Annotated in this window: 24 protein-coding genes and 1 pseudogene; 22 read left to right on the forward strand and 3 right to left on the reverse strand. The window is 42.5% G+C overall.

The annotated features are described in order from the left end of the window. The first annotated feature begins 50 nt into the window (after positions 1-50). The 12 genes and pseudogenes from ABEQ24_RS08105 to ABEQ24_RS08160 all read left to right on the forward strand — a co-directional run bounded on the left by ABEQ24_RS08105 (position 51) and on the right by ABEQ24_RS08160 (position 13,330). The gene (locus ABEQ24_RS08105; RefSeq protein WP_430006307.1) at positions 51-1,064 is read left to right on the forward strand and encodes an ATP-grasp domain-containing protein; all 1,014 of its coding nucleotides are present in this window, start codon (positions 51-53) and stop codon (positions 1,062-1,064) included. 218 nt (positions 1,065-1,282) lie between these two features. Further along, positions 1,283-1,888, forward strand: coding sequence for a TerD family protein (locus ABEQ24_RS08110; RefSeq protein WP_430006308.1), 606 nt, complete (start codon positions 1,283-1,285; stop codon positions 1,886-1,888). A 43-nt stretch (positions 1,889-1,931) separates the two neighbouring features. Continuing rightward, a complete protein-coding gene (locus ABEQ24_RS08115) occupies positions 1,932-2,510 on the forward strand; it encodes a TerD family protein (protein ID WP_430006309.1) in 579 nt (192 codons plus the stop codon). Between the two features lie 304 nt (positions 2,511-2,814). Continuing rightward, on the forward strand, positions 2,815-4,032 hold the full coding sequence (locus ABEQ24_RS08120) for an HpcH/HpaI aldolase/citrate lyase family protein (RefSeq protein WP_430006310.1): 1,218 nt from the start codon (positions 2,815-2,817) through the stop codon (positions 4,030-4,032). Next, positions 3,971-5,341 (forward strand): phosphoribosyltransferase family protein, encoded by a 1,371-nt coding sequence (locus tag ABEQ24_RS08125; protein ID WP_430006311.1) that lies wholly within the window; start codon positions 3,971-3,973, stop codon positions 5,339-5,341. Before ABEQ24_RS08120 ends, ABEQ24_RS08125 begins: the two co-directional genes overlap by 62 nt. Further along, positions 5,334-6,452: a cysteine protease StiP family protein gene (locus ABEQ24_RS08130; protein ID WP_430006312.1), complete on the forward strand. Its 1,119-nt coding sequence runs from the start codon at positions 5,334-5,336 to the stop codon at positions 6,450-6,452. The genes ABEQ24_RS08125 and ABEQ24_RS08130 overlap by 8 nt, the downstream gene beginning before the upstream one ends. Before the next feature lie 12 nt (positions 6,453-6,464). Then, positions 6,465-7,274, forward strand: coding sequence for an HAD family hydrolase (locus ABEQ24_RS08135; RefSeq protein ID WP_430006313.1), 810 nt, complete (start codon positions 6,465-6,467; stop codon positions 7,272-7,274). Between the two features lie 136 nt (positions 7,275-7,410). After that, positions 7,411-7,596 (forward strand): annotated as a pseudogene (locus tag ABEQ24_RS08140) (helix-turn-helix domain-containing protein); the annotation flags it as partial. 75 nt (positions 7,597-7,671) lie between these two features. Beyond that, complete coding sequence (locus tag ABEQ24_RS08145) at positions 7,672-9,279, forward strand: YceG family protein (protein WP_430006314.1); 1,608 nt, start codon at positions 7,672-7,674, stop codon at positions 9,277-9,279. Between the two features lie 243 nt (positions 9,280-9,522). Beyond that, on the forward strand, positions 9,523-10,611 hold the full coding sequence (locus ABEQ24_RS08150) for a toxic anion resistance protein (protein WP_430006315.1): 1,089 nt from the start codon (positions 9,523-9,525) through the stop codon (positions 10,609-10,611). 247 nt (positions 10,612-10,858) lie between these two features. Beyond that, positions 10,859-11,413, forward strand: a complete 555-nt coding sequence (gene rpoE, locus ABEQ24_RS08155) for a DNA-directed RNA polymerase subunit delta (RefSeq protein ID WP_430006316.1) — start codon at positions 10,859-10,861, stop codon at positions 11,411-11,413. Between the two features lie 312 nt (positions 11,414-11,725). Then, positions 11,726-13,330: a CTP synthase gene (locus tag ABEQ24_RS08160; RefSeq protein ID WP_430006317.1), complete on the forward strand. Its 1,605-nt coding sequence runs from the start codon at positions 11,726-11,728 to the stop codon at positions 13,328-13,330. Between the two features lie 117 nt (positions 13,331-13,447). On the opposite strand, the gene ABEQ24_RS08165 is transcribed toward ABEQ24_RS08160, so the two are convergent. Then, positions 13,448-13,981 carry a DUF2529 domain-containing protein gene (locus ABEQ24_RS08165; protein ID WP_430006318.1) on the reverse strand — a complete coding sequence of 178 codons (534 nt, stop codon included), beginning with the start codon at positions 13,979-13,981 and terminating at the stop codon, positions 13,448-13,450. Between the two features lie 510 nt (positions 13,982-14,491). On the opposite strand from ABEQ24_RS08165, the gene ABEQ24_RS08170 reads away from it, so the two are divergent. From ABEQ24_RS08170 to ABEQ24_RS08210, 9 genes are all read left to right on the forward strand, one after another. Then, positions 14,492-14,863, forward strand: coding sequence for a response regulator (locus ABEQ24_RS08170; protein ID WP_029283300.1), 372 nt, complete (start codon positions 14,492-14,494; stop codon positions 14,861-14,863). A gap of 188 nt (positions 14,864-15,051) precedes the next feature. After that, complete coding sequence (locus ABEQ24_RS08175; RefSeq protein ID WP_430006319.1) at positions 15,052-15,909, forward strand: class II fructose-bisphosphate aldolase; 858 nt, start codon at positions 15,052-15,054, stop codon at positions 15,907-15,909. Positions 15,910-16,030: 121 nt separating this feature from the next. Then, positions 16,031-16,675: a fructose-6-phosphate aldolase gene (fsa, locus tag ABEQ24_RS08180; RefSeq protein WP_430006320.1), complete on the forward strand. Its 645-nt coding sequence runs from the start codon at positions 16,031-16,033 to the stop codon at positions 16,673-16,675. Between the two features lie 357 nt (positions 16,676-17,032). Beyond that, positions 17,033-18,322: a UDP-N-acetylglucosamine 1-carboxyvinyltransferase gene (locus ABEQ24_RS08185; protein ID WP_070877993.1), complete on the forward strand. Its 1,290-nt coding sequence runs from the start codon at positions 17,033-17,035 to the stop codon at positions 18,320-18,322. A 45-nt stretch (positions 18,323-18,367) separates the two neighbouring features. Then, entirely contained in the window at positions 18,368-19,330 is a 963-nt protein-coding gene (glpX, locus tag ABEQ24_RS08190) for a class II fructose-bisphosphatase (protein ID WP_070877995.1), read from the forward strand. A 421-nt stretch (positions 19,331-19,751) separates the two neighbouring features. Beyond that, positions 19,752-21,035 (forward strand): transcription termination factor Rho, encoded by a 1,284-nt coding sequence (gene rho, locus ABEQ24_RS08195; RefSeq protein WP_307429165.1) that lies wholly within the window; start codon positions 19,752-19,754, stop codon positions 21,033-21,035. Positions 21,036-21,169: 134 nt separating this feature from the next. Further along, a complete protein-coding gene (rpmE, locus tag ABEQ24_RS08200; protein WP_029283312.1) occupies positions 21,170-21,370 on the forward strand; it encodes a 50S ribosomal protein L31 in 201 nt (66 codons plus the stop codon). 231 nt (positions 21,371-21,601) lie between these two features. Next, on the forward strand, positions 21,602-22,222 hold the full coding sequence (locus ABEQ24_RS08205) for a thymidine kinase (protein WP_430006321.1): 621 nt from the start codon (positions 21,602-21,604) through the stop codon (positions 22,220-22,222). A 237-nt stretch (positions 22,223-22,459) separates the two neighbouring features. Continuing rightward, entirely contained in the window at positions 22,460-22,870 is a 411-nt protein-coding gene (locus tag ABEQ24_RS08210; RefSeq protein ID WP_430006322.1) for a hypothetical protein, read from the forward strand. Between the two features lie 34 nt (positions 22,871-22,904). Here ABEQ24_RS08210 and ABEQ24_RS08215 read toward each other — a convergent pair whose 3' ends face one another. Together ABEQ24_RS08215 and gloA2 are read right to left on the reverse strand one after the other, a co-directional pair. Continuing rightward, positions 22,905-23,423 (reverse strand): MerR family transcriptional regulator, encoded by a 519-nt coding sequence (locus tag ABEQ24_RS08215; RefSeq protein WP_430006323.1) that lies wholly within the window; start codon positions 23,421-23,423, stop codon positions 22,905-22,907. Positions 23,424-23,542: 119 nt separating this feature from the next. After that, entirely contained in the window at positions 23,543-23,956 is a 414-nt protein-coding gene (gloA2, locus tag ABEQ24_RS08220) for an SMU1112c/YaeR family gloxylase I-like metalloprotein (RefSeq protein ID WP_430006324.1), read from the reverse strand. 448 nt (positions 23,957-24,404) lie between these two features. Between gloA2 and prfA the strand changes: the two genes are divergently transcribed. Further along, positions 24,405-25,475: a peptide chain release factor 1 gene (gene prfA, locus ABEQ24_RS08225; RefSeq protein WP_430006325.1), complete on the forward strand. Its 1,071-nt coding sequence runs from the start codon at positions 24,405-24,407 to the stop codon at positions 25,473-25,475.

Consider the following 25,475-nt stretch of genomic DNA (forward strand, 5'->3'; position numbering starts at 1 on the left):
AAAGAACATAGAAAACTTCGGCACAAGCTGAAGAGAGGGGTTTTCATAAAATGAGTACATATAAAATCTGGTTTAACCGCTGGTTCTCAGTTGCCTATCATTACATCGACATGATCCGGGCAAATGAAGACGGCATAAAGTTCGAAGTGTACGGAACGCACCCTGACCCTGAGCACGTGATGCTTGCCAACTGCGATTATTCTGAAGTTGAGCCAAAGCTTGATACAGACGATGAGTATGTTCGTTATTGTCTGAATTTTTGTAAAAAACATGGAATTCAGCTGTTTGTTCCAAGATATAAAATGCTTCCGATCGCAAAAGCCATAAGTGAGTTTGAAGCAATCGGCACAAAGGTATTAGTAAATAGAGATGCAAATCTATTAGAGACAATCGAAAATAAAGATGAATTCTATGATAAATGCAAAGAAAAAGGCATCTTTGAAATTCCCTCTTTTTATACGGCAAAGACAGCTGATGAATTTAAAGAAACCTATGAAAAACTGAAAAACGAGGGTCTTGGGGTTTGCTATAAACCGGTAGTAGGAGAAGGCGGCTACGGTTTCCGGATTATTGATGATGAGCTCGATCCTTTGAAAGAAGTAATGGCGCCGAGCTACCGGATTCCATTTCAGAGAGCATATGATGGCTTGAGTGCTGTCCGGGAATTTCCTGAACTTATGGTGATGGAGTTTTTGGAAGGGGAAGAATACAGCATTGACTGCCTCGCTTTTGACGGGGAATTGCTGGCAGCGGTTCCGCGGAAAAAAGGCGGGGGCAGAATCCGGATATTGGAGGATAACCAAGAGCTCATCAGACTTGCCGAGGATTTCACTAAGGAATTTAAATTGGACTATATCTTTAACATTCAGGTGAAATTTGGTCAAGGCCTGCCTAAATTGCTTGAGATCAATCCGAGAATGTCAGGCGGACTTTATTTCAGCTGTTTATCAGGGGTGAACTTCCCATATCTTGCTGTCAAATTGCTCCTTGGCGAAAAAGTGGAAAAACAGGAAGTGACACTTGATATTAAAGCGACTTTCCTCGAAAAAGAAATCATTTTGTAAGCATTTAGTTGAAACTTTTTTTCCCCTCGAATCGTATGAAAGATTAATGCCTTCTAAAAAGGTTTTTAGTTTAAATTTTGTTAAAATATTGGTAGTATTAAACTTGTGGTCACGTTATCGTGATATCAGGCCAAAAGATCTATTTTTTCCAAAAAATAATGTTGGCCGCGGTTTCAGACTTGCAAGTTTCCACATTACCCAAGAGGGAGAGTGAAGAAATGGCAATTACATTACAAAAGGGTCAGAAGATTGATTTGACTAAAGGCAATGCAGGCCTGAAGAATTTGATGGTCGGCCTTGGCTGGGACCCTGTACAGCAAAAAAGCGGCGGGCTGCTTGGCAGTTTATTCGGCGGCGGCGGAAGCAATGTAGATTGTGACGCATCTGTCATGATGCTTGATGAAAACGGCCGTCTGCTTGATAAGAAAAGTGTGATTTATTTCGGCAACCTTACAAGCAAGTGCGGTTCTGTCAAACATACAGGCGACAACTTAACAGGCGAGGGCGATGGAGACGATGAGCAGGTTTTAATCGACTTGAGCAAAGTGCCGTCAAACGTTCATAAGCTTGTGTTCGTTGTAAACATCTATCAGGCAGTTCAAAGAAAACAGCATTTCGGCATGATTCAGAATGCATTTATCCGTGTAGTAGATTCAGCAAGCAGAACAGAGCTTGTTCATTACAACCTGTCTGAAGACTATTCCGGTTTAACTTCTCTTATTCCGGGAGAAATTTACCGTCACGGCGCCGAGTGGAAATTCGCAGCAGTCGGATCAGGCACAAAAGATGCATCCATTACTGAAATTGCAAATCGCCACGCGTAAAATTTAAAAAATAAAACTTATACATAAAAGGAGTCGAATCGAAATGGCAATCAGTTTATCTAAAGGTCAAAAAATCGATTTAACAAAATCTAATCCTGGTTTATCTAAAGTATTAGTAGGTCTTGGCTGGGACACAAACAAATATGACGGCGGTAATGACTTTGACTTAGACACGTCTGTTTTCTTATTAGATGCTAATGGAAAAGCTGCAAGCGAAGCAGATTTCATTTTCTACAACAATCTTGTAGGCGGCAACGGTTCTGTTGAGCATACTGGCGACAACCGTACAGGCGAAGGCTCAGGCGATGATGAAGTTATCAAAGTAAACCTTTCCGAAGTTCCATCAACAATCGATAAAATTGCGTTCACAATCACAATCCATGACGCTGAATCACGCAGCCAAAACTTCGGACAAGTTTCTAATGCATATGTACGCATTTTAAACGAAGAGAGCAACCAGGAATTAATCCGCTACGATTTAGGAGAAGATTTCTCAATCGAAACAGCGGTTGTAGTTGGCGAATTATACCGTCACGGCGCTGAATGGAAATTCAATGCAATCGGAAGCGGCTACCAAGGCGGCTTAGGTTCCCTAGTAAAAGACTACGGTCTGGACGTTTAAGAACCGGACTTAAAAATAATGATGAGAGGTGCGTTGTTTTCATAAACAACGCGCCTTTTTAAAAAATGAAAAGTGTAAAGGACTGCCTGGGTTTCCCCGGGCGGTTTCGCTTTTCTAATGTCTAGCTGCGGCGCCTAACTCCTCGGCCAGAACGGCTCCGGAAGTATTGGCAAAAAGCGCCTTTTCTGCCGGATCCTTATCTGTCTGCCTGCGCTAATCAAGGCGCCTCCGCTTTTCTATTTTTCAGTAAGAAATTTACCACCTAGTACATCACCACGCAGAGGGTCTGAATGGAGGAACAAGCTTGAAGCATTTTCAATATTTATCTAAAGAAAAGCGCAATGAAATCTTTTTATACGAACCAATCCATTTTTCAAAAGAAACAGAACGGGAAACCCTGGCCTATACGTTAGGCGCGACTCTCTACATGCCTGGTAATCGGACAGTTATTTCAAACGATGTACTATCTGGTAAATTTCTTAATGGAAAACACGAAGGATTAACTTCAATGGTGATTTGTCTCGAGGATTCAATCGGTGATACAGAAGTAGAATCAGCAGAAGAGAATACAGTCAGACAAATCGAAGACATCTCAAACAGCATCTTAAAAGGCACGTTTGATCAGAGAAATCTGCCGCTTATATTTGTGAGGATTCGAAATGAAGGACAAATGAAACGCCTTGCTTCAAAGCTCAAACACCATATCCAGCTGTTAAGCGGATTTGTCTTCCCTAAATTCACTTCTGAAAATGGAAGAGGCTATTATGCAGCCCTTGAGGAAATCGCCCTTCTTTATTCTGTCACATTGTATGGGATGCCTATTTTAGAGACGAAAGAAATTATTTACAAAGAATTAAGAATGGAAGAATTGCTTGGCATTAAAGAGATTCTTGATGATTACTATGAACTCGTCCTCAATGTCCGCCTTGGAGGAACAGATTTATCAGGGCTGTTTGGAATCAGAAGAAGCCGAGATACAACGATTTATGATATTTCCGTTATTCGCGACTGCATAACAGACATTATTAATGTGTTCGGCAGATGTGAAAAAGAATATGTCATTTCAGGTCCCGTTTGGGAGTATTTTGGCGGCGGCCAGCGGATTTTAAAGCCTCAAATCAGACAGACGCCTTTTCAGCAGGCGAATGGCACCGAGGGTCTTGAATTCAGGGCGAACCTGATCGACCGTTATGACGATGGCCTGATCCATGAAATCGTCCTTGATAATACAAATGGACTTGTAGGCAAAACGATTATACATCCGCTGCATATTAAAATCGTAAATGCACTGAATGCAGTGACAAAAGAAGAGTATTTGGATGCGTCAGCCATTCTTGATCAGGCACAATCTTACAATGGCGTCATCAGAAGTGAGTTTTCAAATAAAATGAACGAAATCAAACCCCATTACAATTGGGCGCGGAAAATCATCTTGAAATCAAAAATATACGGGGTGTTCCATGAGCAGCAATCATTTATTGACCTTATCAGCGAAACAACAAACGAGCAATTATACATTTGATTTATTAGGGAAGCTTTCTGTGGAAATTGAACTGACAAGCAATCCATATCTTCTGCCTTTGGAAAGCCTGTTTTCTATGGCAGCGCGGATTAATAAAAAACGCGGCTTCTTATTTGTGAGCAAAGTCCTCGGCAAACATATTCCTGTTAATCCAGCGCTTGCTCTTCTTACTGGACAAGCCCTTGCAGCCAGGTATATGGAAGTTGTGCATGGTGAAACACATCCCAAAAGAGATCAGATTCTCGCTGCATTAAACGGAGAAGCAATTCCAAATAGCGAGTACCGTCATGCTTTGGATGAACCGGCTCTTTTCATAGGGTTTGCTGAAACAGCAACGGCCCTTGGACACGCAGTCTTTGAAAATTTTGAACATGCCGCTTTTTTTCATACAACAAGGGAAATGGTATCTGGAATGGATTCCATCATCAATTTTGAAGAAGAGCACTCTCATGCAACCTCTCACCGCTGTTATGTGGACGAGAGTCTATTTGAAAATGCAAGCCCCATTGTTTTAGTAGATGATGAGGTAACAACGGGAAAAACAGCGCTGAATATCATCGAATCAATCCAGGAGAAATATCCGCGCCGCGAATATACAGTCGTGTCGATTCTGGATTGGCGTTCAGAAGAAGACCAGCAGAGATTCAAAGAAACAGAGAAAAGACTTGGTGTTAAAATCCACACAGTTTCTTTAGTAACAGGTCTTATTACAACAACAGGCAGCCCGGTAGCAGAGAATCAGGGAGAGAAAGAAGAATCATCTGTATCTGAATCAGAGATAAACGAAATCTATTTATCTAGTGAAGATGGCGTAACTCCGTATTCTTCCGAACTTCTATCTGCTCCTTATTTAGTGCACACCGGCAGATTCGGTCTTACAGATCAGGAACAGCTTAGTGTGGATGAGTATTGTCAGCATGCAGCTGCAAGTCTCCTTAAATTCCGCAAGGGAAAGAAAACGTTATGCCTTGGAACAGGAGAATTTATGTATGTCCCGATGAAGACGGCGTCCTTTATGGGAGAAGGGATTTTCTATCAATCTACTACCAGAAGTCCGATTCATCCGGTGGAGCGTGAAGATTACGCAGTGAAAAGCGCTTATCCCTTTACAAACCCGGAAGACGGGGAAACGGCTAATTATTTTTATAATGCAGAGCAGGATCAATACGACGAGGTTTTCGTCTTTTTTGAACGGTCTGTTTTAGGGGACCATTTGCAATCTATGATGAAACAGCTGAAAAGCGTTTTTCCGATTATCCATCTCGTTTTTTTCAGTACTAACAAAAAAGGAAGTGGTTCAGATGAATAAGGTGGAGCAGCAATTGCCAAAGCCGGCAGCAATGGGAAGCTACTCGGAGCAGGATGTGATCTTCTTATTGAAGGACCTGAGTGATGTTACCCTTGAAAAATCAACATTAGAAAGAGAACAGGCTGTACAGAGCGGAACTCATTATTCAGAAATGCTTCCGATAGAATACAAGCCGACAGATGAATATTTACAGCTTTTTCATCATTCTTTAGATATGTACAAACAAAAATTGGCGGTTGCAGTAGGAACAGTGGCTGAGCGCATCCTGCAAGTGAAAGGGCGAAGCATCGTTCTTGTATCTCTTGCAAGGGCAGGTACGCCAATCGGAATTTTAATGAAAAGGTATCTTATGCAAACTTATCATCTCAATGTTCCTCATTACAGTGTTTCCATTGTCAGAGGACGCGGCATCGATGAAAATGCCATGAGGTATATTGCTCAAAATCATCCGAATGAGCATGTTCAATTTGTAGACGGATGGACTGGAAAAGGGGCTATTACAAGTGAATTGACAGAGGCGATGGAGGACTTCAACAGCAAACACGAAATGCACATCGATGATTCACTTGCCGTCTTGGCGGATCCAGGTTATTGCACAGAGATTTACGGAACTCGTGAAGACTTCTTAATTCCAAGTGCCTGCTTGAATTCCACCGTTTCAGGATTGGTAAGCAGAACCGTTTTAAATGATCAGTTCATTGGGCCTGATGATTTTCACGGAGCGAAATATTATTCGGAACTGCTTCCTGAAGATGTGTCGAACCACTTTATTGATGTTGTCGTCTCGGAATTTGCACATGCTGCTGAAGCAATCAGCGAACAGCTGTTAAAGCTTGAGGCAGAAGACAAAGAGCCGACATGGAAAGGCATCCAGGATATTAAACAAATTCAGGATGATTTCAGCATAGAAAATATTCATCATGTAAAACCGGGGGTCGGCGAAACAACGCGGGTGCTTTTACGCAGAATACCTTGGAAAATTCTTGTGAAAGGCTTGAATAATAAGGACCTTGAACACATTTTCCTGCTTGCAAAAGAGCGAAACGTACCGGTCATTGAATACAAGAAGATGTCATATTCATGCTGCGGCATAATAAAGCCCCTAAACTAGGAGGAACAATCTGTGATTTTTGCAAGTGATCTTGATCAAACTCTCATTTATTCAAGAAGATCCTTCCGTGAGCCTGTGAGCGAATCTGATATTCGTCTGATTGAAATGCTTGACGGTCAGGAAATCTCATTTATGACGAAAAAAGCGATTTCCATGCTAAAGGAAATTGCGGAGCAAATGACCTTTGTTCCTGTTACGACAAGAACACCTTCACAATACGGGCGCATCACTGTTTTCCAGGAAGAAATAATCCCGGGCTACGCTGTCACGAGCAATGGAGGACATGTGTTCAAGAACGGAAAGCTTGATGAGGAATGGAAACAGCATTTAGAAAACCTGATGAAAAATGAGTGCACAAGTTTAGAAGAGGTATCCCGCAAGTTTCAGGAGATTGCAGCAGATGATTGGGTTTTAAAACAAAAAAATGCTGAAAATCTTTTTCTTTATAATATTATCGACCGCGCTCTCATTCCTGAGGTGCGTCTGCAGGAATTTATTCTATGGCTCGACCGTAACGGCTGGAAGCACTCGCTTCAGGGCAGAAAGCTCTACTTCGTACCAAAGCCGATCAACAAATGGGATGCCGTTGCTTATGTCAAAGAAGCGATTGGCGCAAAAACCGTGATTACTGCTGGAGATTCATTGCTTGATCTATGCATGCTTGAAGAGGCAGATCATGCTTTTTCACCGCTGCACGGAGAATTGGGCGAATCAAATACACGATTAGCAGAAACGATTAAAAGAACGAACAAAAACGGGATTTTTGCATCCGAAGAAATTTTGGAGAACGTACTTTCAAAAATAACTCCGGCTCCTGCCTGAGTTGTAAAATAGAAATATTTACCTTGTGCTGGTACAATAATAATAAGGTGTTTCCGAGTCAAATGGCTGAACGATTTGATTTTCTTTAGATATTATTGGAGTGAACGTATTGGTTACATTAGAAAAGAACCATACAAATTTATTGGATAAAAATATTATGAGTTCCTCTCAGGCCTGCCGGGAATGGGGAATTGACGATTCAACCCTGCGGAAACGAATCGATCAGTTCCCCAAAGGCACCATTCGGAAGTTTGGGAAAACATGGGTTGTGACGAGTGAAGGAATGCAGTGCGTATTTGGCGAAAAGAGAACAGCCAGATAGCTCTCTTTTTAAATTTCTGTTTAAACAAATCATAAAAATAGATTGCTGGATGTTACTTTGGGGGAGGGAAGAGAGATGATTCGAACATATCAGCCAGTTGCAGCGGCTAATCTTGAAACAGATTGGCAAGCGCTTCTTTTTAAGCCGTTATCTGAGCGCTCGGGATTTGTGAAAACTCCCTCTGAAATGAAAATCCCTCAAATAGCCATTCGCATGCTCGGAACACCTTTAGTGGAAGACGAATATTTTCAAACGCTATACGATCTTGTTCACAATGATGAGCTTGAGATTCACTTTATCAGTGAAAATCTCGATAAAACCATTCCTCAGGAAAAATTCCAGGCGATTCAGAACTTATTGATTCTGCATGGAAAAGAAAAGCTGTCAGTGAACCGGTTTGTTGCGTTTATGGACCGTGACCAGCTGCTTCCAATGCTTAAAAATCCTGAATTGAACCGCCATTTGAGAGCTTGTGTCATCAAGGTGCTGACTCCCTTTTTTGAAGAGCGCAAGGATGAAACAGGAGATTTCAGAAGAGTCATTGTGGATCTTGTTAAATGGACGTGGAATCACTTATATAAAGAGCTTGAAAAAACAGCGAGCCAAGAAGATAGAATACCGGCGTTTTTCTGGTACGGAAATGCGACGCCAAGCGAGCAGCACTTCCTTAAGTTCCTCATCCTGTTCGGCTGCGATGTCATCGTTGCGCATCCGGAAGGAACGGATATACTGGCTGATGCAGATCCGGATGAAGCAATCAGCAAGATCATTCGCTATCCGGGGACTCATCAACTGACAGCGTTTCCAAAAATAAGACCGGAGCGGACTTCTACTATTGCCTATAAAGCATCGAAAGAAATCGATCAGGTTCTGCATTCCGATGATTCCATGCTTTATAAGCCTTGGCAGTTCAGAAATTATTCTCCTAATGCCATTACGCTGAAAACAACATATGATGAACTTTTTATTCTTATAAAAGAAAGAGCCTTTTTAAGGCCGAATTTTGAAGTGCGAAACAATACAGTCAATATCCCGGCCATTTTTTCGAAAGTTTTCGGCATGACTAAAAACCGGCGGGCCTACTGGAGCAAAATTCAGGACTTGATCGATTACGAATATGCAGAGGTTATTAAGCAATTTCCTTTTACTTGGGAAGCGAAAGGAAACCCTCACTTTCATTATCAGAATGCCCTCGGGGAAAGCGGGGAGCTGCAGGCTGATAAAATGATGAACAGCCACTGGTGGAGATACAGCAACCTGCCGACTGGCCTGCAGAAGGGAATTGCTGAAGCGATCTCGAGGTACTGCGCGCATCCTAAACTTAAAAAACAGGATCAGGAAAGCTTATATGATCTGCAGCTGTATTTGTTTAATCAAGCTATGAATATTCCAAACAGCATGATCAAGCTGATGCAGAATTTCGATTACTCTCAATATGTGCCGCGGATTGTGCTTTATAACAATGAGAATAACGGCTTCATGACCCGTGCTGATGCAGCCATACTGCTGTTAATGAATGAATTCGGACTGGATATCATCCTATACAATCCGCCGGGCCATAACGATATTGAAAATTTTGCTGATGAACGATATTTTGACAGTCATTGGCTGGATGAGATGAGCTTCGGTGAAGAGTTCCAGGAGCCTTCACGTCTGAAAAAATTCATCCGGAAAATGTTTTAATTTAAGGCTCTTTTCGTAAACATTGTAGTTTTTAGACGAGATGTAAACCTATATGTGGATTGCAGCGGAAGGAACTTGACTCCTGCGGGAAAATAGAGCGAAATGGAAGACCCCGCAGGCTCGCCGAGGAGGCTTCCACGCTCCCCGCGGAAAGCAAGCGGAAAGGAACGGGCAGCGATATTAATCAAAAACAACAATCAATGCTAAAACAGCCTAATTCTATGATCAAGGGAGGATACCACTATGTCACAAGTACCAGGACTCAGTAAAGTGGATCAAATGGAAGAGGTTTTGCAAGAAGGGCCAAACAGCATGAAGGTGCAGCTGCAAAAAGAACCTGAAGTTCAAAAACTTGCACAAATGATTGACCACCGCAATCAAGTCGGCATGCTTGAATACGGAAAAGCGCCGGCAGATGAAATTTCCGCTTTTTCAGGAAAAATATTAAATACCATGCAATCAAGCAGCATGGAAGAGTCGAGCGCGCTTCTAAAACACCTCGGCAAAATCATGGACCGCTTTGATCCAAAGGATTTTGCGGAGCAAAAAGGGTTTATGAAGAAAATCTTTAACCGCGGGCAGAAGATGGTAGAGAAAATCATGTCCAAGTACCAGACAATGGGCGGGGAAATTGATAAAGTGTACATGGAAATCGTTAAATATGAAGATGAGATGAAACGCTCAACCAATACACTTGAACAGCTGTATGAACAAAATTTCCAATTTTACTTGGAACTTGAAAAATATATCGTGGCCGGGGATATGAAAGCAGCTGAGCTGAAACAGCAGCTGCCTGCTTTAGAAACAAAAGCGTCATCAGGAGATCAGCTTGCACAAATGGAGCTTGATACGATGCGCAACGCGGTAGAAGTACTCGAACAAAGAGTATATGACCTGGAGCTTGCTAAACAGGTTGCTTATCAGTCAGCGCCGCAAATTCGCCTCCTTCAAAGAGGAAATACAAAGCTGATTGGAAAAATCAACTCCGCTTTCGTCACAACTATTCCGATCTTTAAAACAGGTCTCATCAACGCCATTGCTGCAAAAAGACAGAAGCTTGTGGCTGATTCGATGAACGAGCTTGAAAAACGCACAAATGAAATGCTTGTCCGCAACGCTCAAAATATATCAAAGCAAAGTGTTGATATTGCGAGACTTTCAGGAAGTCCAAGCATTAAAATGGAAACAATCGAAGAAACCTGGAGCATTATCCTGAAAGGAATGCAGGAGACAAAAGCCATTGAAGATGAGAACAAACAGCTTCGCGAACAAGGCCGTGTAAGGCTTCAGGAGCTTCAGAATAATTTTAAACAAATCAAAAACAGCCGCTGAAAACTCGGAAATTCTTCCGGGTTTTTCTTTGGAGTTCTAAATTTTAATAGAAATGATAAAAATTATTCTGATTTATTACAAGGAAGAAGATTAAGGTAGCATAAAGTGTTAGAATTTGTTTATAATGAATGGTATGACTTGAATACATAGGATTCGGACGGTGCTATCAATCTCACTTCCGAATTTCTTATAGGGTGAAAAAATCACCTTCAATATAGATGAACGACGAGAAAGGGAGTGCCTCACTTTGAGTATTTCACAATATTCCAAGGACCAGCTTAAAGAATTATCAATGGTTGAAGTTGCATACGACCTGATGACAGACAAGAAACAGCCATATCTTTTTAAAGATTTAGTAAAAGAGATCAGCCAAATTATCGGCCTGACACAAAGCCAAGTTGAAGATAAAATCTCTCAATTCTACACAGATCTGAATATCGATGGACGTTATATTTGTGTTGGGGAAAATACTTGGGGGCTGCGCAGCTGGTACCCATACGAGCAAATCGAAGAAGAGGTAGTGCCGGTCGCTAAGCCTAAGAAGAAAAAAGCTAAAAAAGCGGTTGCGGAAGATCTTGAGCTTGAAGACTTCGATGAGGTTGATGAAGAAGAATTAGAATATGATGACATCGAAGAGTACGAAGACGACACAGACGATGATCTTGATGATGATGACGATCTTGATGACGATGCAGAAGAAATCGATGAAGTCATTGAAGATGAAGACTTCGATATTGAAGAAGAAGAGTTAGATGAAGACCTGGATGAGGACCTTGAAGAAGACGAGGAAGAAGATTTATAATCATCTTGACTTTCATGTACCAACTAGGTAGAATCTTATTTGGGCTCTTTAAAAGCAAGACCTATGGATTCTATATACCATGCTCCCTTTCGTAAAGCGGAAAGGGAGCTTTCTTATTTTTATGAAGCGCGAATGATTTCGGGCTCCAAATATAAGCATCCGGAAGCTCGCACATGTCCTGCTGGGCAAGGCGATTTCTCTATATTTATATCCCCCCAGACAAATCTTATAAAGTAAAATCGTTCCCATTGATTGGGAATGTTTTCTTTTGTGCACATTAATCTTATACATCACTCGAAGGGAGAAGAACACATGACGAAGTATATTTTTGTTACAGGAGGAGTTGTATCCTCATTAGGAAAAGGGATTACAGCTGCATCTCTTGGACGTTTGCTGAAAAACCGCGGATTAAAGGTGACAATCCAAAAGTTTGATCCATATATCAACGTGGATCCGGGAACGATGAGTCCTTATCAGCATGGAGAGGTCTTCGTAACGGACGATGGTGCTGAAACAGACTTGGACTTAGGTCACTATGAGCGTTTCATTGATATCAATTTAAATAAATACAGCAACGTAACGACTGGTAAAATCTACTCTTCTGTATTAAAGAAAGAGCGCCGCGGCGACTATCTTGGCGGAACTGTACAGGTTATCCCTCACATTACAAATGAGATCAAAGACCGTGTCTTCCGTGCAGGAAAAGAAACGAATGCGGATGTTGTTATTACGGAAATCGGAGGAACAGTAGGGGATATCGAATCCCTTCCATTCCTTGAGGCAATCCGTCAAATGAAGAGCGACATTGGCCGTGACAACGTGATGTACATCCACTGTACACTTGTTCCTTACATCAAAGCTGCAGGTGAAATGAAAACAAAGCCGACACAGCACAGTGTAAAAGAATTAAGAAGCTTGGGCATTCAGCCAAACGTAATCGTTCTTCGTACAGAGATGCCGATTTCACAGGACATGAAAGACAAAATTGCCTTATTCTGTGACATCGATACAAACGCAGTTATTGAATGCCGTGATGCAGATACGCTTTACTCGATTCCATTGGCGCTTCAAGAACAGCATCTTGATCAGATCACTTGCGATCACTTAAAACTTGATTCACGCGAACCAGAAATGTCTGAGTGGATTGAACTTGTTCAAAAAGTAACGAACCTTTCTAAATCTGTCCGCATCGGAATCGTCGGTAAATACGTAGAGCTTCAAGATGCTTATATCTCTGTTGTTGAAGCATTGCGTCATGCAGGCTATGCATTTGATGCAGACATCAGCATCAAATGGATCAACTCTGAAGAGGTTACAGCATTAAACACGGATGAACTTCTTTCAGACGTGGACGGAATCCTCGTTCCCGGAGGATTCGGAGATCGCGGTGTAGAAGGCAAAATCCTTGCGACTCAATATGCACGCGAAAACAAAGTGCCATTCTTCGGAATCTGTCTTGGCATGCAAGTAGCTTCAATTGAATATGCACGCAATGTGGTTGGACTGCAGGGTGCACATTCATCTGAGCTTGATATTGCAACACCATACCCGGTTATCGACTTGCTTCCTGAGCAAAAAGATATCGAAGACCTTGGCGGCACACTTCGTCTTGGCCTTTACCCGGCTAAGCTTGATCCTTCGTCCCGTGCATTTGAAGCCTATCAGGATGAAGTCATCTATGAGCGTCACCGTCACCGCTATGAGTTCAACAATGAATACCGTCAAGCGATGGAAGATGCAGGCTTCATCTTCTCAGGTACAAGCCCTGACGGCAGACTTGTTGAAATCATCGAACTTAAAGATCATCCTTGGTTTGTGGCTTCCCAGTTCCACCCGGAATTCACATCTAGACCAACAAGACCGCAGCCATTATTCCGCGAATTCGTGAATGCATCATTGATGGCTTCTGAAAAATAATTTGAAAAAAACCTGACAGCTTGAGCTGTCAGGTTTTTTGTTTGAGTTAATAGTAGAATTAGCTTTTCCGCCTGACCCTTATCTGTCTGCCTGCGCTAAACAGTCGGCTCCGCTTTTCTATTCATATTCACTAATGATCTCTTTCAAAGTAAAACTTAGCGCATAGTAAGCAAATAGAGAAGTCATTAAAGCAGGATAGCCGTAGCGGCTGCCATCTTCATCCGGAATGAGGCCTTTTTTGAGCTTTGAATCAATGTGAACGTCAACAATTTCATCTAGTCCATTTTCTGCACCCTTCATCAAGCATGAGACGCCAACTGTGCCGGCACCGATTTCACGCAGCATCTCGGCAAGCTCGATTGCTTTTGGATCATTCGACCGATGGGTAAAGAGGAGCACACGGTCTCCATCTGTCAGTTTGTTCATAGTGCCGTCAGCCAGAAACAAAGGTTTTGCACTCGGCAGAGGCTCAGAACTTAAAACGGCTTCTCCAATAATGCCGCCAAGCTCATCAAACCCATGTATATAAATGGTGCCGCTTCCGACTGCAGCCTGGGCGAGCAGTCTTGCACCGTCTTCAATTGCAGGTTCTTCCTGCTCGTGAATTCGGTTGAAATGGCCATTCAGTTGTGTCATAAAAATTTTCATCATAGTAAAAACACACTCCTTTACAACCATCATTATAGCTAATAATAAAGAGATCTCCTAACAGCACTTTCAGAATTTGTCGATAAAGTTCTTTTAATTGAAGCAGGAATAAGAATGCGCAAAACCGAATAAATAATCGTATGTTTCAGCGGACTGCCTTATACTAGAGAGAAAGCTTTCCGCAGCTTTCAGTAAGCGTAGCTTTTTTCACACCGGTTGTTGTTTGGCAGTAAGATCCTTCCGTATATAATGAGCTTTCTTGCTCTAAAGCTAAGGATCTTTTCGTAAATATTGTTGCTTTTAGACTAGATGTATAAATCCATTATTGGATTGCAGCGGAAAGGAACGGACAACATTTATAATCAAAAACAACAATCTATGCGAAAACATCCAAAGCTAAAGACCGAGGCGACTTATCTCTGTCAATTAAAGCAGAATTTCAGGAAAGAGCTTCAATAAAAAAATGATCGGCAGTTTTTGCTATATAATCCTAATATGAAGAGGTGCAGGCACATGAATGAAAAAATATTAATCGTGGATGATCAGTACGGAATCCGAATTTTGCTGAATGAGGTTTTTCAAAAAGCGGGATATCAGACGTTTCAGGCGGCAAATGGGTTTCAGGCGCTGGAGATTGTAGACAAGCATAAACCGGATTTAGTGCTTTTAGATATGAAAATTCCTGGAATGGATGGAATTGAAATCCTAAAACGCATGAGGGTCGTTGAACCTGACATTCGCGTTATTATTATGACTGCTTACGGTGAGCTGGATATGATTCAGGAAGCGAAAGACCTTGGCGCGCTTACGCATTTCGCAAAACCGTTTGATATAGATGAGATTCGCGACGCTGTAAGAAAGTATCTTCCAATCCGTTCAAATTAAATAATGACAGAAAATTCAGATTTATGTCGAAAAGTTGCCGTTTTTCTCATAAGTTGGTATGCTAGTGAGTGAGAAAAGCCCGTATATCATTTCATCAGATTACATACATTGCAATCGTTCTGGTCATGCTAGATGTTACGTAAGCTTTTCGGTTTAGCAAATTAGCTGCATAGGGAGGATATTTCGACATGCCTTTAGTATCAATGACAGAAATGTTGAATAAAGCAAAAAGCGAAGGTTACGCTGTAGGTCAATTTAACCTGAACAACCTTGAGTTCACTCAAGCGATTCTTCAAGCTGCTGAAGAAGAAAAATCACCAGTAATCCTTGGTGTATCTGAAGGCGCTGCACGTTACATGAGCGGCTTCAAAACTGTTGTTAAAATGGTAGAAGGACTTATGGAAGACTTGAAAGTGACTGTTCCAGTTGCCATTCACCTTGACCATGGTTCAAGCTTTGAAAAATGTAAAGAAGCAATCGACGCTGGATTCACTTCAGTTATGATTGACGCTTCTCACCATCCGTTTGAAGAGAACATCGAAACAACTGCTAAAGTTGTGGACTATGCTCATTCAAAAGGCGTTTCTGTTGAAGCTGAGCTTGGAACAGTTGGCGGACAAGAAGACGACATCATTGCTGAAGGCGTTATTTACGCTGATCCTAAAGAGTGCGACGAAATGGTAAAACGCACAGGCATCGACTGCCTTGCACCAGCACTTGGATCTGTACACGGCCCTTACAAAGGCGAGCCTAACTTAGGCTTCAAAGAAATGGAAGAAATCGGCAACCTTACAGGCATGCCTTTAGTTCTTCATGGCGGAACTGGTATCCCAACTCACGATATCAAAAAAGCGATCTCTTTCGGTACAGCTAAAATCAACGTTAACACTGAAAATCAAATCGCTTCTGCTAAAGCAGTGCGCGAAACATTGGCAGCTAAGCCTAACGAATACGATCCTCGTAAATACTTAGGACCTGCTCGCGATGCAATTAAAGCTACAGTTGCAGGCAAAATGAAAGAATTCGGTTCTGCAGGAAGAGCTTAATTTTTTCAGGAAAGATCAAACCGCCTTTGATACACACCAGAAACGACGAGGCGGTTTCTCTTTAAATAACAAGTAAGCGTAAACAAGTTATATTTTTCTGATATCTTAGGAGGATGGCAGAATGTTATTTTTCATTGATACGGCAAATGTCGAAGAAATTAAAGAAGCACAAGCTCTCGGGATTTTATCAGGTGTTACAACCAATCCGAGTTTAGTAGCAAAAGAAAATGTATCCTTTCATGATCGTTTAAGAGAGATTACAGCTATCGTTCCAGGTTCAGTCAGTGCGGAAGTTATTTCCCTGAAGGCAGAGGAAATGATTGAAGAGGGCAAGGAGCTTGCTGAAATTGCACCGAACATCACCGTAAAAGTTCCAATGACGCCAGACGGCTTGAAGGCTGTCAAAGCATTAACAGATCTTGGCATAAAAACGAATGTTACGCTGATTTTTAATGCAAATCAGGCATTGCTTGCAGCAAGAGCAGGTGCTACATATGTATCACCTTTTGTAGGCCGTTTAGATGACATCGGACAAAATGGCATGGAGCTGATTTCAACAATCGCGCAATTGTTTGATATTCACGGGATTGAATCTCAAATTATTGCAGCTTCGATCAGACATCCAATGCACGTGACAGAAGCAGCTCTTCACGGTGCACATATTGCCACGATTCCATTCAATGTTATTAACCAGCTTTGCAAGCATCCTTTAACAGACCAAGGAATCGAAAAGTTTTTAGCAGACTGGAATAATCGTAAACAATAAGATTGCAATGACTATAGATTAAATGAATGGCAAGCATAGCGCTTGCCATTTGTCTCTTAAATTAAGAACCTTCCATTCGCTTATTATCTGCCCCTGTCAAATGACCCCTTCATCAAATTAATGGGTATCTAAAAAAATTTCATATGTCATAATGAATAAAAGAAAAAAAACTTGAACTTGTATTCTTTGCCGCATTAATGGAAAATATTTGTTGAAAAGAGATCTTTTCCTGTTTCTCATTCATTTTCTGGTCATGCAGGCTAGTTCTTTTTAAATTTAGAATGACCATTTTAATCTCATAACACGATGGCTTTTAGCACCATCAAAAAGTCAACTTCTCTGAGAAAGGAGACTATCATGGAAAAGTTAAAAATAGCAGGCGGATATCCTTTAAAAGGAACGGTTAATATCAGCGGTGCCAAAAACAGCGCAGTTGCGTTAATACCGGCGACAATCCTCGCTCAATCACCCGTGACGATTGAAGGTTTACCCGATATTTCAGATGTACATATTTTAAAAGGGCTTCTCGAAGAAATTGGAGGGACCGCAGAATTTAAGGATAATGAAATGTATGTGAATCCTGCAGAGATGATCTCCATGCCTCTTCCAAGCGGAAAAGTCAAAAAGCTGCGTGCTTCCTATTATCTGATGGGTGCCATGCTTGGACGCTTTAAAAAGGCAGTCATCGGCTTGCCTGGAGGATGCCATTTGGGTCCGCGTCCGATTGATCAGCATATTAAAGGATTTGAAGCATTGGGAGCACAAGTAACAAACGAACAGGGTGCCATCTATTTGCGTGCTGAGGAGTTAAGGGGTGCGCGAATCTATCTCGACGTTGTAAGTGTAGGGGCAACCATTAATATTATGCTTGCTGCTGTGCTTGCTAAAGGACAGACGATCATTGAGAATGCGGCGAAAGAACCGGAAATCATTGATGTTGCTACCCTTTTATCGAGCATGGGCGCAAGAATTAAAGGTGCCGGTACAGATGTCATCCGTATTGATGGTGTTGAAAGTCTTCATGGCTGCAGACACTCAATCATTCCGGACAGAATTGAAGCCGGAACGTATATGATTATTGGGGCAGCAATGGGTCAGGAAGTGCTGATCGATAATGTCATTCCGCTTCATCTTGAATCTCTGATTGCGAAATTCAGAGAGATGGGCATCCGCGTAGAAACAAATAATGATCAGATCTGGATTGTCGGCGGTCAGAAGGAACTAAAAGCAGTCGATATCAAAACGCTTGTTTACCCGGGTTTTCCGACAGATCTGCAGCAGCCGTTCACGTCCTTGCTGACAAAGTCTACAGGGACAAGCGTTGTAACAGACACCATTTATTCAGCCCGCTTTAAGCATATTGATGAATTGCGCCGCATGGGTGCAAAGATTAAGGTGGAAGGCAGATCAGCAATTGTGTCAGGTCCAACAAAGCTCCAGGGTGCAAAAGTAAAGGCGAGCGATCTTCGTGCAGGAGCCGCATTGGTGGCAGCAGGTTTGATTGCAGAAGGAGTAACAGAGGTTACAGGGCTTGAGCACATTGACCGCGGCTACAGCCAGCTTGAAGAAAAGCTGACGAGCCTCGGAGCAACAATCTGGCGTGAAAAGCTGACAGAGCAGGAAATTGAACAGCTTCAAAGTTCATAATATATATAAAAATCACATCAGGGGATACATGGGGAGGAACGATCAATGGAAAGAAGTTTATCGATGGAACTAGTTCGCGTAACGGAGGCAGCAGCACTTGCTTCTGCACGCTGGATGGGAAGAGGCAAAAAAGATGAAGCTGATGATGCAGCGACATCGGCAATGAGAGACGTGTTTGATACCATTCCGATGAAAGGTACTGTCGTAATCGGAGAAGGAGAAATGGACGAAGCACCAATGCTCTACATCGGCGAAAAGCTTGGGACAGGCTATGGCCAGCGTGTAGACGTTGCTGTAGATCCGCTTGAAGGCACAAACATCGTTGCATCAGGGGGATGGAATGCACTTGCTGTCATTGCCATTGCAGATCACGGCAATCTTCTGAATGCGCCGGATATGTACATGGATAAAATTGCGGTTGGTCCTGAAGCGGTTGGCTGCATTGATATTAACGCACCAATCATTGATAACTTAAAGGCGGTAGCAAAAGCCAAGAACAAAAACATAGAAGATGTCGTTGCAACCATCCTGAACCGCGAAAGACATGAGCATATTATAAAAGAACTCCGCGAGGCGGGCGCCCGCATTAAACTGATCAATGACGGTGATGTTGCCGGTGCGATTAATACAGCATTTGATCATACAGGTGTCGATATCCTTTTTGGATCAGGAGGAGCACCTGAAGGCGTTCTCGCTGCAGTAGCGCTAAAATGCCTTGGAGGAGAGATTCAGGGCAAACTGCTTCCTCAAAATGATGAGGAACGTGAAAGATGCGAGAAGATGGGCCTCGACGTTAACAAAGTACTCCGCATGGAAGACTTAGTGAAAGGCGAAGACGCTATTTTTGCAGCAACAGGTGTAACAGACGGGGAACTCCTTAAAGGTGTTCAGTTCAAAGCCTCTATCGGAACAACTCAATCACTTGTCATGCGTGCAAAATCAGGAACTGTCCGTTTCATCGACGGCACACACAGCCTAAGCAAAAAGCCGAACCTTGTCATGAAATAATTTTAAAAAGTTCCTGCGGGAAATAGAGCAAAATGGGAGGCCTCACAGGCTAAGCCGAGGAGGCGCCCATGCTCCCCGCGGAAAGGAACGAACACCGTTTATTATGCAATACAAAACAGCCTGATAGAAAAAAGCAGAGCGGCTCCGGCTGCTCGCTTCTTTTTTGTAGAATAATTAAGCTGTTTTCCGCTTTTCCATCTTTATTTCAAAATCATTTCAATATGTGAAATATATTGATTATATTCATCAAATAAGGTAAAACTAAAGAGTGCTGCGTAAATGAAAGATTATCTTTCACACTGCTTTTCCTACTTCAAGCCTATCTTCTATTTCTTCTCTATATCTGATCCATTTTCTCGTTTTTTCACGAATATAGATGGAAGAACAACGTTTTTTATAATTTATAAAGTGTGGTGTTGACATGAGCGAGGTTTCAATTTCCAATCTCGAACATATGAAATTAAAAGAATTATATGAACTTGCGCGTCATTATAAAATTTCATATTACAGTAAACTGACAAAAAAAGAATTAATCTTTGCTATCTTAAAAGCTAACGCTGAACAAGAGGATTTATTGTTCATGGAAGGCGTTCTTGAAATTATCCAATCTGAGGGATTTGGGTTCCTAAGACCGATCAACTACTCGCCAAGTTCTGAAGATATCTATATTTCAGCTTCGCAAATCCGCCGTTTTGATTTAAGAAATGGGGACAAGGTTTCCGGTAAAGTACGTCCGCCGAAGGAAAATGAACGCTATTACGGATTGCTGCACGTTGAGGCAGTCAATGGGGATGACCCTGAATCTGCAAAAGAGCGCGTTCATTTCCCGGCATTGACACCGCTGTATCCTAACAGACAAATTATTCTTGAAACAAAACCAAACGATCTTTCCACTCGCATCATGGACGTGATTGCTCCTGTTGGATTCGGTCAGCGCGGACTTATCGTTGCACCGCCTAAAGCGGGTAAAACGATGCTCTTAAAAGAAATTGCCAACAGTGTGACAACGAATCATCCTGAAGCGGAACTGATTGTTCTTCTGATTGACGAGCGCCCTGAGGAAGTAACGGATATCGAGCGTTCTGTTGCAGGCGATGTCGTGAGTTCAACATTTGATGAAGTTCCTGAAAACCATATCAAAGTGGCAGAGCTTGTGCTTGAGCGTGCAATGCGGCTTGTTGAGCATAAGAAAGACGTTATCATCCTCATGGACAGCATTACGCGTCTTGCGCGTGCTTATAACCTTGTGATTCCGCCAAGCGGACGTACGCTTTCCGGCGGTATCGATCCTGCAGCGTTTCATCGTCCGAAGCGATTTTTCGGGGCGGCAAGAAACATTGAAGAAGGCGGCAGCCTGACGATTCTTGCAACTGCTTTAGTAGATACAGGTTCACGCATGGATGATGTCATCTATGAGGAGTTCAAAGGAACAGGCAACATGGAACTTCACCTTGACCGTTCACTTGCTGAAAAACGCATCTTCCCGGCAATCGATATCCGCCGTTCCGGTACGCGTAAAGAAGAACTGCTTATTCCTAGAGATCACCTTGAAAAGCTTTGGGCAATCCGCAAATCAATGTCAGATTCACCTGATTTTGCTGAAAAATTCCTTAAAAAATTGCGTAATTCAAAGTCTAATGAAGAATTCTTCAGCATTTTAGATGCTGAATGGAAAGCGGCAGGCGTTTCGGGAAAACGATTGTAAATTTTATTCCGAACTAGTTGCAAATAAATTGGAAGCTTGTTATAATTTTTTTATGTGCTTTTCCGGAAGACAATCTTCTGGAATTGATAACTCTGTTTCGACAAACGATTCAGGGCGGAAGGAGATGAAACGGAATGAAAGCAGCTATACATCCTAACTACAAAAAAGTTATGGTTAAATGTGCTTGTGGAAATGAATTTGAAACTGGTTCTGTAAAAGACGAGGTGCGCATCGAGGTTTGTTCTGAGTGCCATCCATTCTACACAGGACGTCAAAAGTTCGCTTCTGCTGACGGTCGTGTTGATCGCTTCAACAAAAAATACGGTCTTAAATAATCATAGATTGAAGGAAACAGGCAAGATTTCTGTCTTGCCTGTTTTTTTACGCCATTTCCCGTGAATTATTGGGGAAAACAGCCATAATAAGAGTGGAAACAGCACTTTTACATATGGGTTACATGAATCCTGATAAACTGATTTTAGTTTATTTTATAATAGAAATCTGACGTCATAAAGGGCGCTCAACCATAGAAACAAGGGTTAATTAAGAAGGGAGAGGCCGTTTTCATGTATGTTATGAAACAAAGCGGATGGCTTGAGGTCATCTGCGGAAGCATGTTCTCGGGGAAATCTGAAGAGCTGATCAGAAGAGTCCGCCGGGCGCAATTTGCCAAACAGCAAGTTAAGGTGTTCAAGCCTGCCATCGATAATCGCTATAGTGATGAAGAGGTTGTTTCACATAATGGGACTGCGATGATCAGTCATGCCGTTGCCTCTTCAAGTGACCTATTTAAATATATTACACCTGAAACAGACGTCATCGCTGTTGATGAAGTTCAGTTTTTTGATGAAGATATCGTTGATGTTATCACGACACTTGCCAATCAGGGATACCGTGTCATTGCTGCCGGCCTTGATCAGGACTTCAGAGGAGAGCCATTCAGCACGGTTCCAGCGTTGATGGCTGTCGCTGAGCTCGTGACAAAGCTTCAGGCTGTCTGCTCTGTCTGCGGTTCTCCTGCAAGCAGGACACAAAGACTGATTAATGGCAGTCCGGCATCATACAACGATCCAATCATCCTGGTCGGTGCTTCTGAATCGTACGAGCCAAGATGCCGCCATCATCATGAAGTTCCTGAAAAGCCTGCCAAAGCACTTCAAAGTGAACAGGAAACTAAGAACTTATAATTCAAGAAAAGCGGAATCGCCCGTTTAGCGCAGGTATGACAGATAAGGATCCGCCAGAAAAGGCGCTTTTTGCCGATACTTTCGGATCCGTTCTCGCCGAGGAGCCTGAGCGATTCCGCTCGCCATCAATGCGCAAAACATATAAATTCTGATACCATTGCAAAGCTGCCGATAAATTTTATCAGGCAGCTTTTTTTATGGAGAATTTGGGCACCTTAAAAAATGGAGGTGTTCATCATGAAAGTTTTATGTATGTTAATAGTCCTGCTTATCCTGGGTGCATGTGCAAATCCCAGCAAGCAATCCGAAATTCAGCCTGAGTCGCATAAGGGCAGTGAGCTGAAACAAACAGGTAAAGGTGTCTCAAACGATCGCGGTACGACTGAACAGAACCCCAACTTTTTAAACCTGTCAAAAAACCGTGAGCAAAACGAAGATGAAATGGATAAACTTCACGAGGCGGTCCGGAATGACAAATCTCTTAAAATCGACAATGTCACAATGAACGGAAACACAATCTGGGTGGATGTCCATTCTGATCGAAAGCTCACGGACAATGAAAAACAAAAGAAGCAGGCAGAGCTTCAGTCGAAAATGCAGAATATCATTCCGAGGTATGACATTAAAGTGAATCTGGACACAAAATAAAAAACTCGTTTCTGAATAAACGAGTTTTTTTATACTAGAAACTGAAGATAGAGCTGATCAGGTTTCTGCGCTTTTGTTTTTCGGGTGCTTGAATATGGTCAAAAACAAGGGAATGCTCGATTGGATGCTTGTCTTTTTGTTTTTCCAGACGGTCAATCTTAGCTTCCAGGTCATCGATTCTGCTGTTTAATTCCTCAATCTCCCTGCGATGCTGGAGAAGCTGGTAAGACACCACACTGTCTGCTTTGCTGTTCACTTTTTGATCAAGCGCTGCAATCTTCAGTAAAATTTCATCGAAATCGGGGTTCGCTTCGGCTGCTTCGGTTTTCACCATTCCCTTTCTTGGAGGTTTCTTTTCCGCAACTCTTACTTCATGAAAAAGGATTCCCTGATTTAATTGATCTTTAATATCTCTTAAGGTATTAATATCTTCATCAGTAAACAAGTAATGCCCGAGCTCGTTCCGTTCCATCTGCAAATTCAGCTGCTTCACCCAGCGCTGGACAGTTTTCGGAGATACACCAAGAAGCTTTGCGACCTGGCTTGTATTCATTTGTTTTCCCCCTATCTTAATCGATCCAAAACACGATATTCAACAAGTTCGATAAGATGGAGCATCATCCCTTCTATGCAGACAAAAGAAGAATGGATTCGTCAAAGAAAGTGCTGATTTTACGAATTGTGACTTTGTGATTCGACGGGATCCTCATACAATTCCAGAGGCAGATCATCCGGATCTTTGAAAAAGGTGAAGAGTCTGTTTGTAAAAGGATCGACCCGGATCGGCTCCGTTTCAATTCCCAGTTCATTTAAATGACTCACTGCCGCGTGGATATTTTCAATGGAAAAAGCCAGATGTCTAAGACCTGCTGCTTCTGGGGCTGAGGGCCGATCAGGGGGAGACGGGAAAGAAAACAGCTCAATTTGAGTGTGATTCCCTACAGCTAAATCCAGCTTATAAGAATCCCTTTCTGCGCGGTAAAACTCATGAATCACTTCAAACCCGAGCTTATTGACATAAAAGTCCTTTGAGACGTCATAATTGGTACAAATAACAGCAGCATGATGCACTTTTCTTATTTTCATTTTTCTTCCCTTTCTTTCCTTGAGTTTCAAGAACGAAATTAATCTTAGCGCTTCTAACTCCGTGTCAGCAATAAAGGCCGGAACTTTATCTGTCATGCCTGCGCTAAACGGGGCAAATCCGCATTTCTTGGTGTCCAGCTCCGCCTCCTAGTCCTTCTGTCAGAACAAAATCCCCGAAAAAGTCTAAACCCGGACTTTTCCGGTGATTTCTTATCTGACTGCCAGGCCTGAACATTCGGCTCCGCTTTTCTTGGTGTCCAGCTCCATCGCCCAACTCCTCGGCCAGAACGGATCCGTCAGCAAAGGCAAAAAGCGCCTTTACTGCCGGATCCTTATCTGTCTGTCGGAGCTGAACGGGCGATTCCGCTTTTCTGGCAATTTGCTTTTGACGCTTTGATTAACCTATACTATAATTATAACGTTATGGACGAAAATTGAGGTGAATAACGTGTTAGATCGCTTACAATCAGTGGAAGACCGCTACGAAAAATTAAATGGACTGCTGATGGATCCTGATATTATCAACGATTCTAAGAAGCTTCGTGAATATTCAAAAGAACAATCTGACTTGCAGGAAACTGTTGAAGTTTATCGTGAATATAAATCTGTGAAAGAGCAGATTGATGACGCAAAAGTGATGCTTGATGACAAGCTTGATTCAGAAATGCGCGAAATGGTGAAAGAAGAGCTTTCTGAGCTTCAGTCTCAGGAAAAAGCGCTCTCTGAACGTTTGAAAATCCTTCTTGTTCCAAAAGACCCGAATGATGACAAAAACGTAATCATGGAGATTCGCGGTGCAGCAGGCGGAGATGAGGCTGCATTATTTGCAGGCGATCTTTACCGAATGTACAGCCGTTTTGCAGAAGCGCAAGGCTGGAAAACAGAAGTAATGGAAGCGAACACAACAGGAGTGGGCGGCTACAAGGAGATCATTTTCATGATCAACGGACGCGGCGCATTCTCAAAGCTGAAATATGAAAACGGTGCACACCGCGTGCAGCGTGTACCTGAAACCGAATCAGGCGGAAGAATTCATACATCTACAGCAACTGTTGTCTGCTTGCCTGAAACAGAAGAAGTAGAAGTAGAGATTCATGACAAAGACATCCGCGTTGACACATTTGCATCCAGCGGACCAGGCGGACAGAGTGTTAACACGACGATGTCAGCCGTACGCTTAACGCATTTGCCGACAGGAACCGTTGTATCCTGCCAGGATGAAAAATCACAGATCAAAAACAAAGAAAAAGCCATGAAAGTACTGCGCGCGCGTGTATATGACAAATTTCAGCGCGAAGCACAGGCTGAATACGATCAAAACCGCAAGCTTGCTGTCGGTACAGGTGACCGATCAGAGCGGATCCGCACGTACAACTTCCCGCAAAACCGTGTAACAGACCACCGCATTGGCCTGACGATCCAAAAGCTTGACCAGATTCTGCAAGGAAAACTTGATGAGTTTGTGAATGCTCTTATCGTTGAAGATCAATCGAGCAGACTCGATCAGGCAGACCAGTAA

Origin of the sequence: Metabacillus idriensis (assembly GCF_050483325.1) — a bacterium.
GTDB lineage: Bacteria > Bacillota > Bacilli > Bacillales > Bacillaceae > Bacillus_P > Bacillus_P idriensis_A.

What these genes read in the sequence shown, in the direction of transcription:
- ABEQ24_RS08130 (WP_430006312.1), top strand. Translation starts at nt 5,334, where the DNA reads ATGAATAAGGTGGAGCAGCAATTGCCAAAGCCGGCAGCAATGGGAAGC.
- ABEQ24_RS08165 (WP_430006318.1), bottom strand. Translation starts at nt 13,981, where the DNA reads ATGATGAAAATTTTTATGACACAACTGAATGGCCATTTCAACCGAATT.
- rho (WP_307429165.1), top strand. Translation starts at nt 19,752, where the DNA reads ATGAGCGAGGTTTCAATTTCCAATCTCGAACATATGAAATTAAAAGAA.
- fsa (WP_430006320.1), top strand. Translation starts at nt 16,031, where the DNA reads ATGTTATTTTTCATTGATACGGCAAATGTCGAAGAAATTAAAGAAGCA.
- ABEQ24_RS08110 (WP_430006308.1), top strand. Translation starts at nt 1,283, where the DNA reads ATGGCAATTACATTACAAAAGGGTCAGAAGATTGATTTGACTAAAGGC.
- ABEQ24_RS08150 (WP_430006315.1), top strand. Translation starts at nt 9,523, where the DNA reads ATGTCACAAGTACCAGGACTCAGTAAAGTGGATCAAATGGAAGAGGTT.
- rpmE (WP_029283312.1), top strand. Translation starts at nt 21,170, where the DNA reads ATGAAAGCAGCTATACATCCTAACTACAAAAAAGTTATGGTTAAATGT.
- gloA2 (WP_430006324.1), bottom strand. Translation starts at nt 23,956, where the DNA reads ATGAAAATAAGAAAAGTGCATCATGCTGCTGTTATTTGTACCAATTAT.
- ABEQ24_RS08210 (WP_430006322.1), top strand. Translation starts at nt 22,460, where the DNA reads ATGAAAGTTTTATGTATGTTAATAGTCCTGCTTATCCTGGGTGCATGT.
- glpX (WP_070877995.1), top strand. Translation starts at nt 18,368, where the DNA reads ATGGAAAGAAGTTTATCGATGGAACTAGTTCGCGTAACGGAGGCAGCA.
- ABEQ24_RS08170 (WP_029283300.1), top strand. Translation starts at nt 14,492, where the DNA reads ATGAATGAAAAAATATTAATCGTGGATGATCAGTACGGAATCCGAATT.
- ABEQ24_RS08160 (WP_430006317.1), top strand. Translation starts at nt 11,726, where the DNA reads ATGACGAAGTATATTTTTGTTACAGGAGGAGTTGTATCCTCATTAGGA.
- ABEQ24_RS08205 (WP_430006321.1), top strand. Translation starts at nt 21,602, where the DNA reads ATGTATGTTATGAAACAAAGCGGATGGCTTGAGGTCATCTGCGGAAGC.
- ABEQ24_RS08125 (WP_430006311.1), top strand. Translation starts at nt 3,971, where the DNA reads ATGAGCAGCAATCATTTATTGACCTTATCAGCGAAACAACAAACGAGC.
- ABEQ24_RS08115 (WP_430006309.1), top strand. Translation starts at nt 1,932, where the DNA reads ATGGCAATCAGTTTATCTAAAGGTCAAAAAATCGATTTAACAAAATCT.
- ABEQ24_RS08145 (WP_430006314.1), top strand. Translation starts at nt 7,672, where the DNA reads ATGATTCGAACATATCAGCCAGTTGCAGCGGCTAATCTTGAAACAGAT.
- ABEQ24_RS08185 (WP_070877993.1), top strand. Translation starts at nt 17,033, where the DNA reads ATGGAAAAGTTAAAAATAGCAGGCGGATATCCTTTAAAAGGAACGGTT.
- ABEQ24_RS08215 (WP_430006323.1), bottom strand. Translation starts at nt 23,423, where the DNA reads ATGAATACAAGCCAGGTCGCAAAGCTTCTTGGTGTATCTCCGAAAACT.
- ABEQ24_RS08105 (WP_430006307.1), top strand. Translation starts at nt 51, where the DNA reads ATGAGTACATATAAAATCTGGTTTAACCGCTGGTTCTCAGTTGCCTAT.
- ABEQ24_RS08175 (WP_430006319.1), top strand. Translation starts at nt 15,052, where the DNA reads ATGCCTTTAGTATCAATGACAGAAATGTTGAATAAAGCAAAAAGCGAA.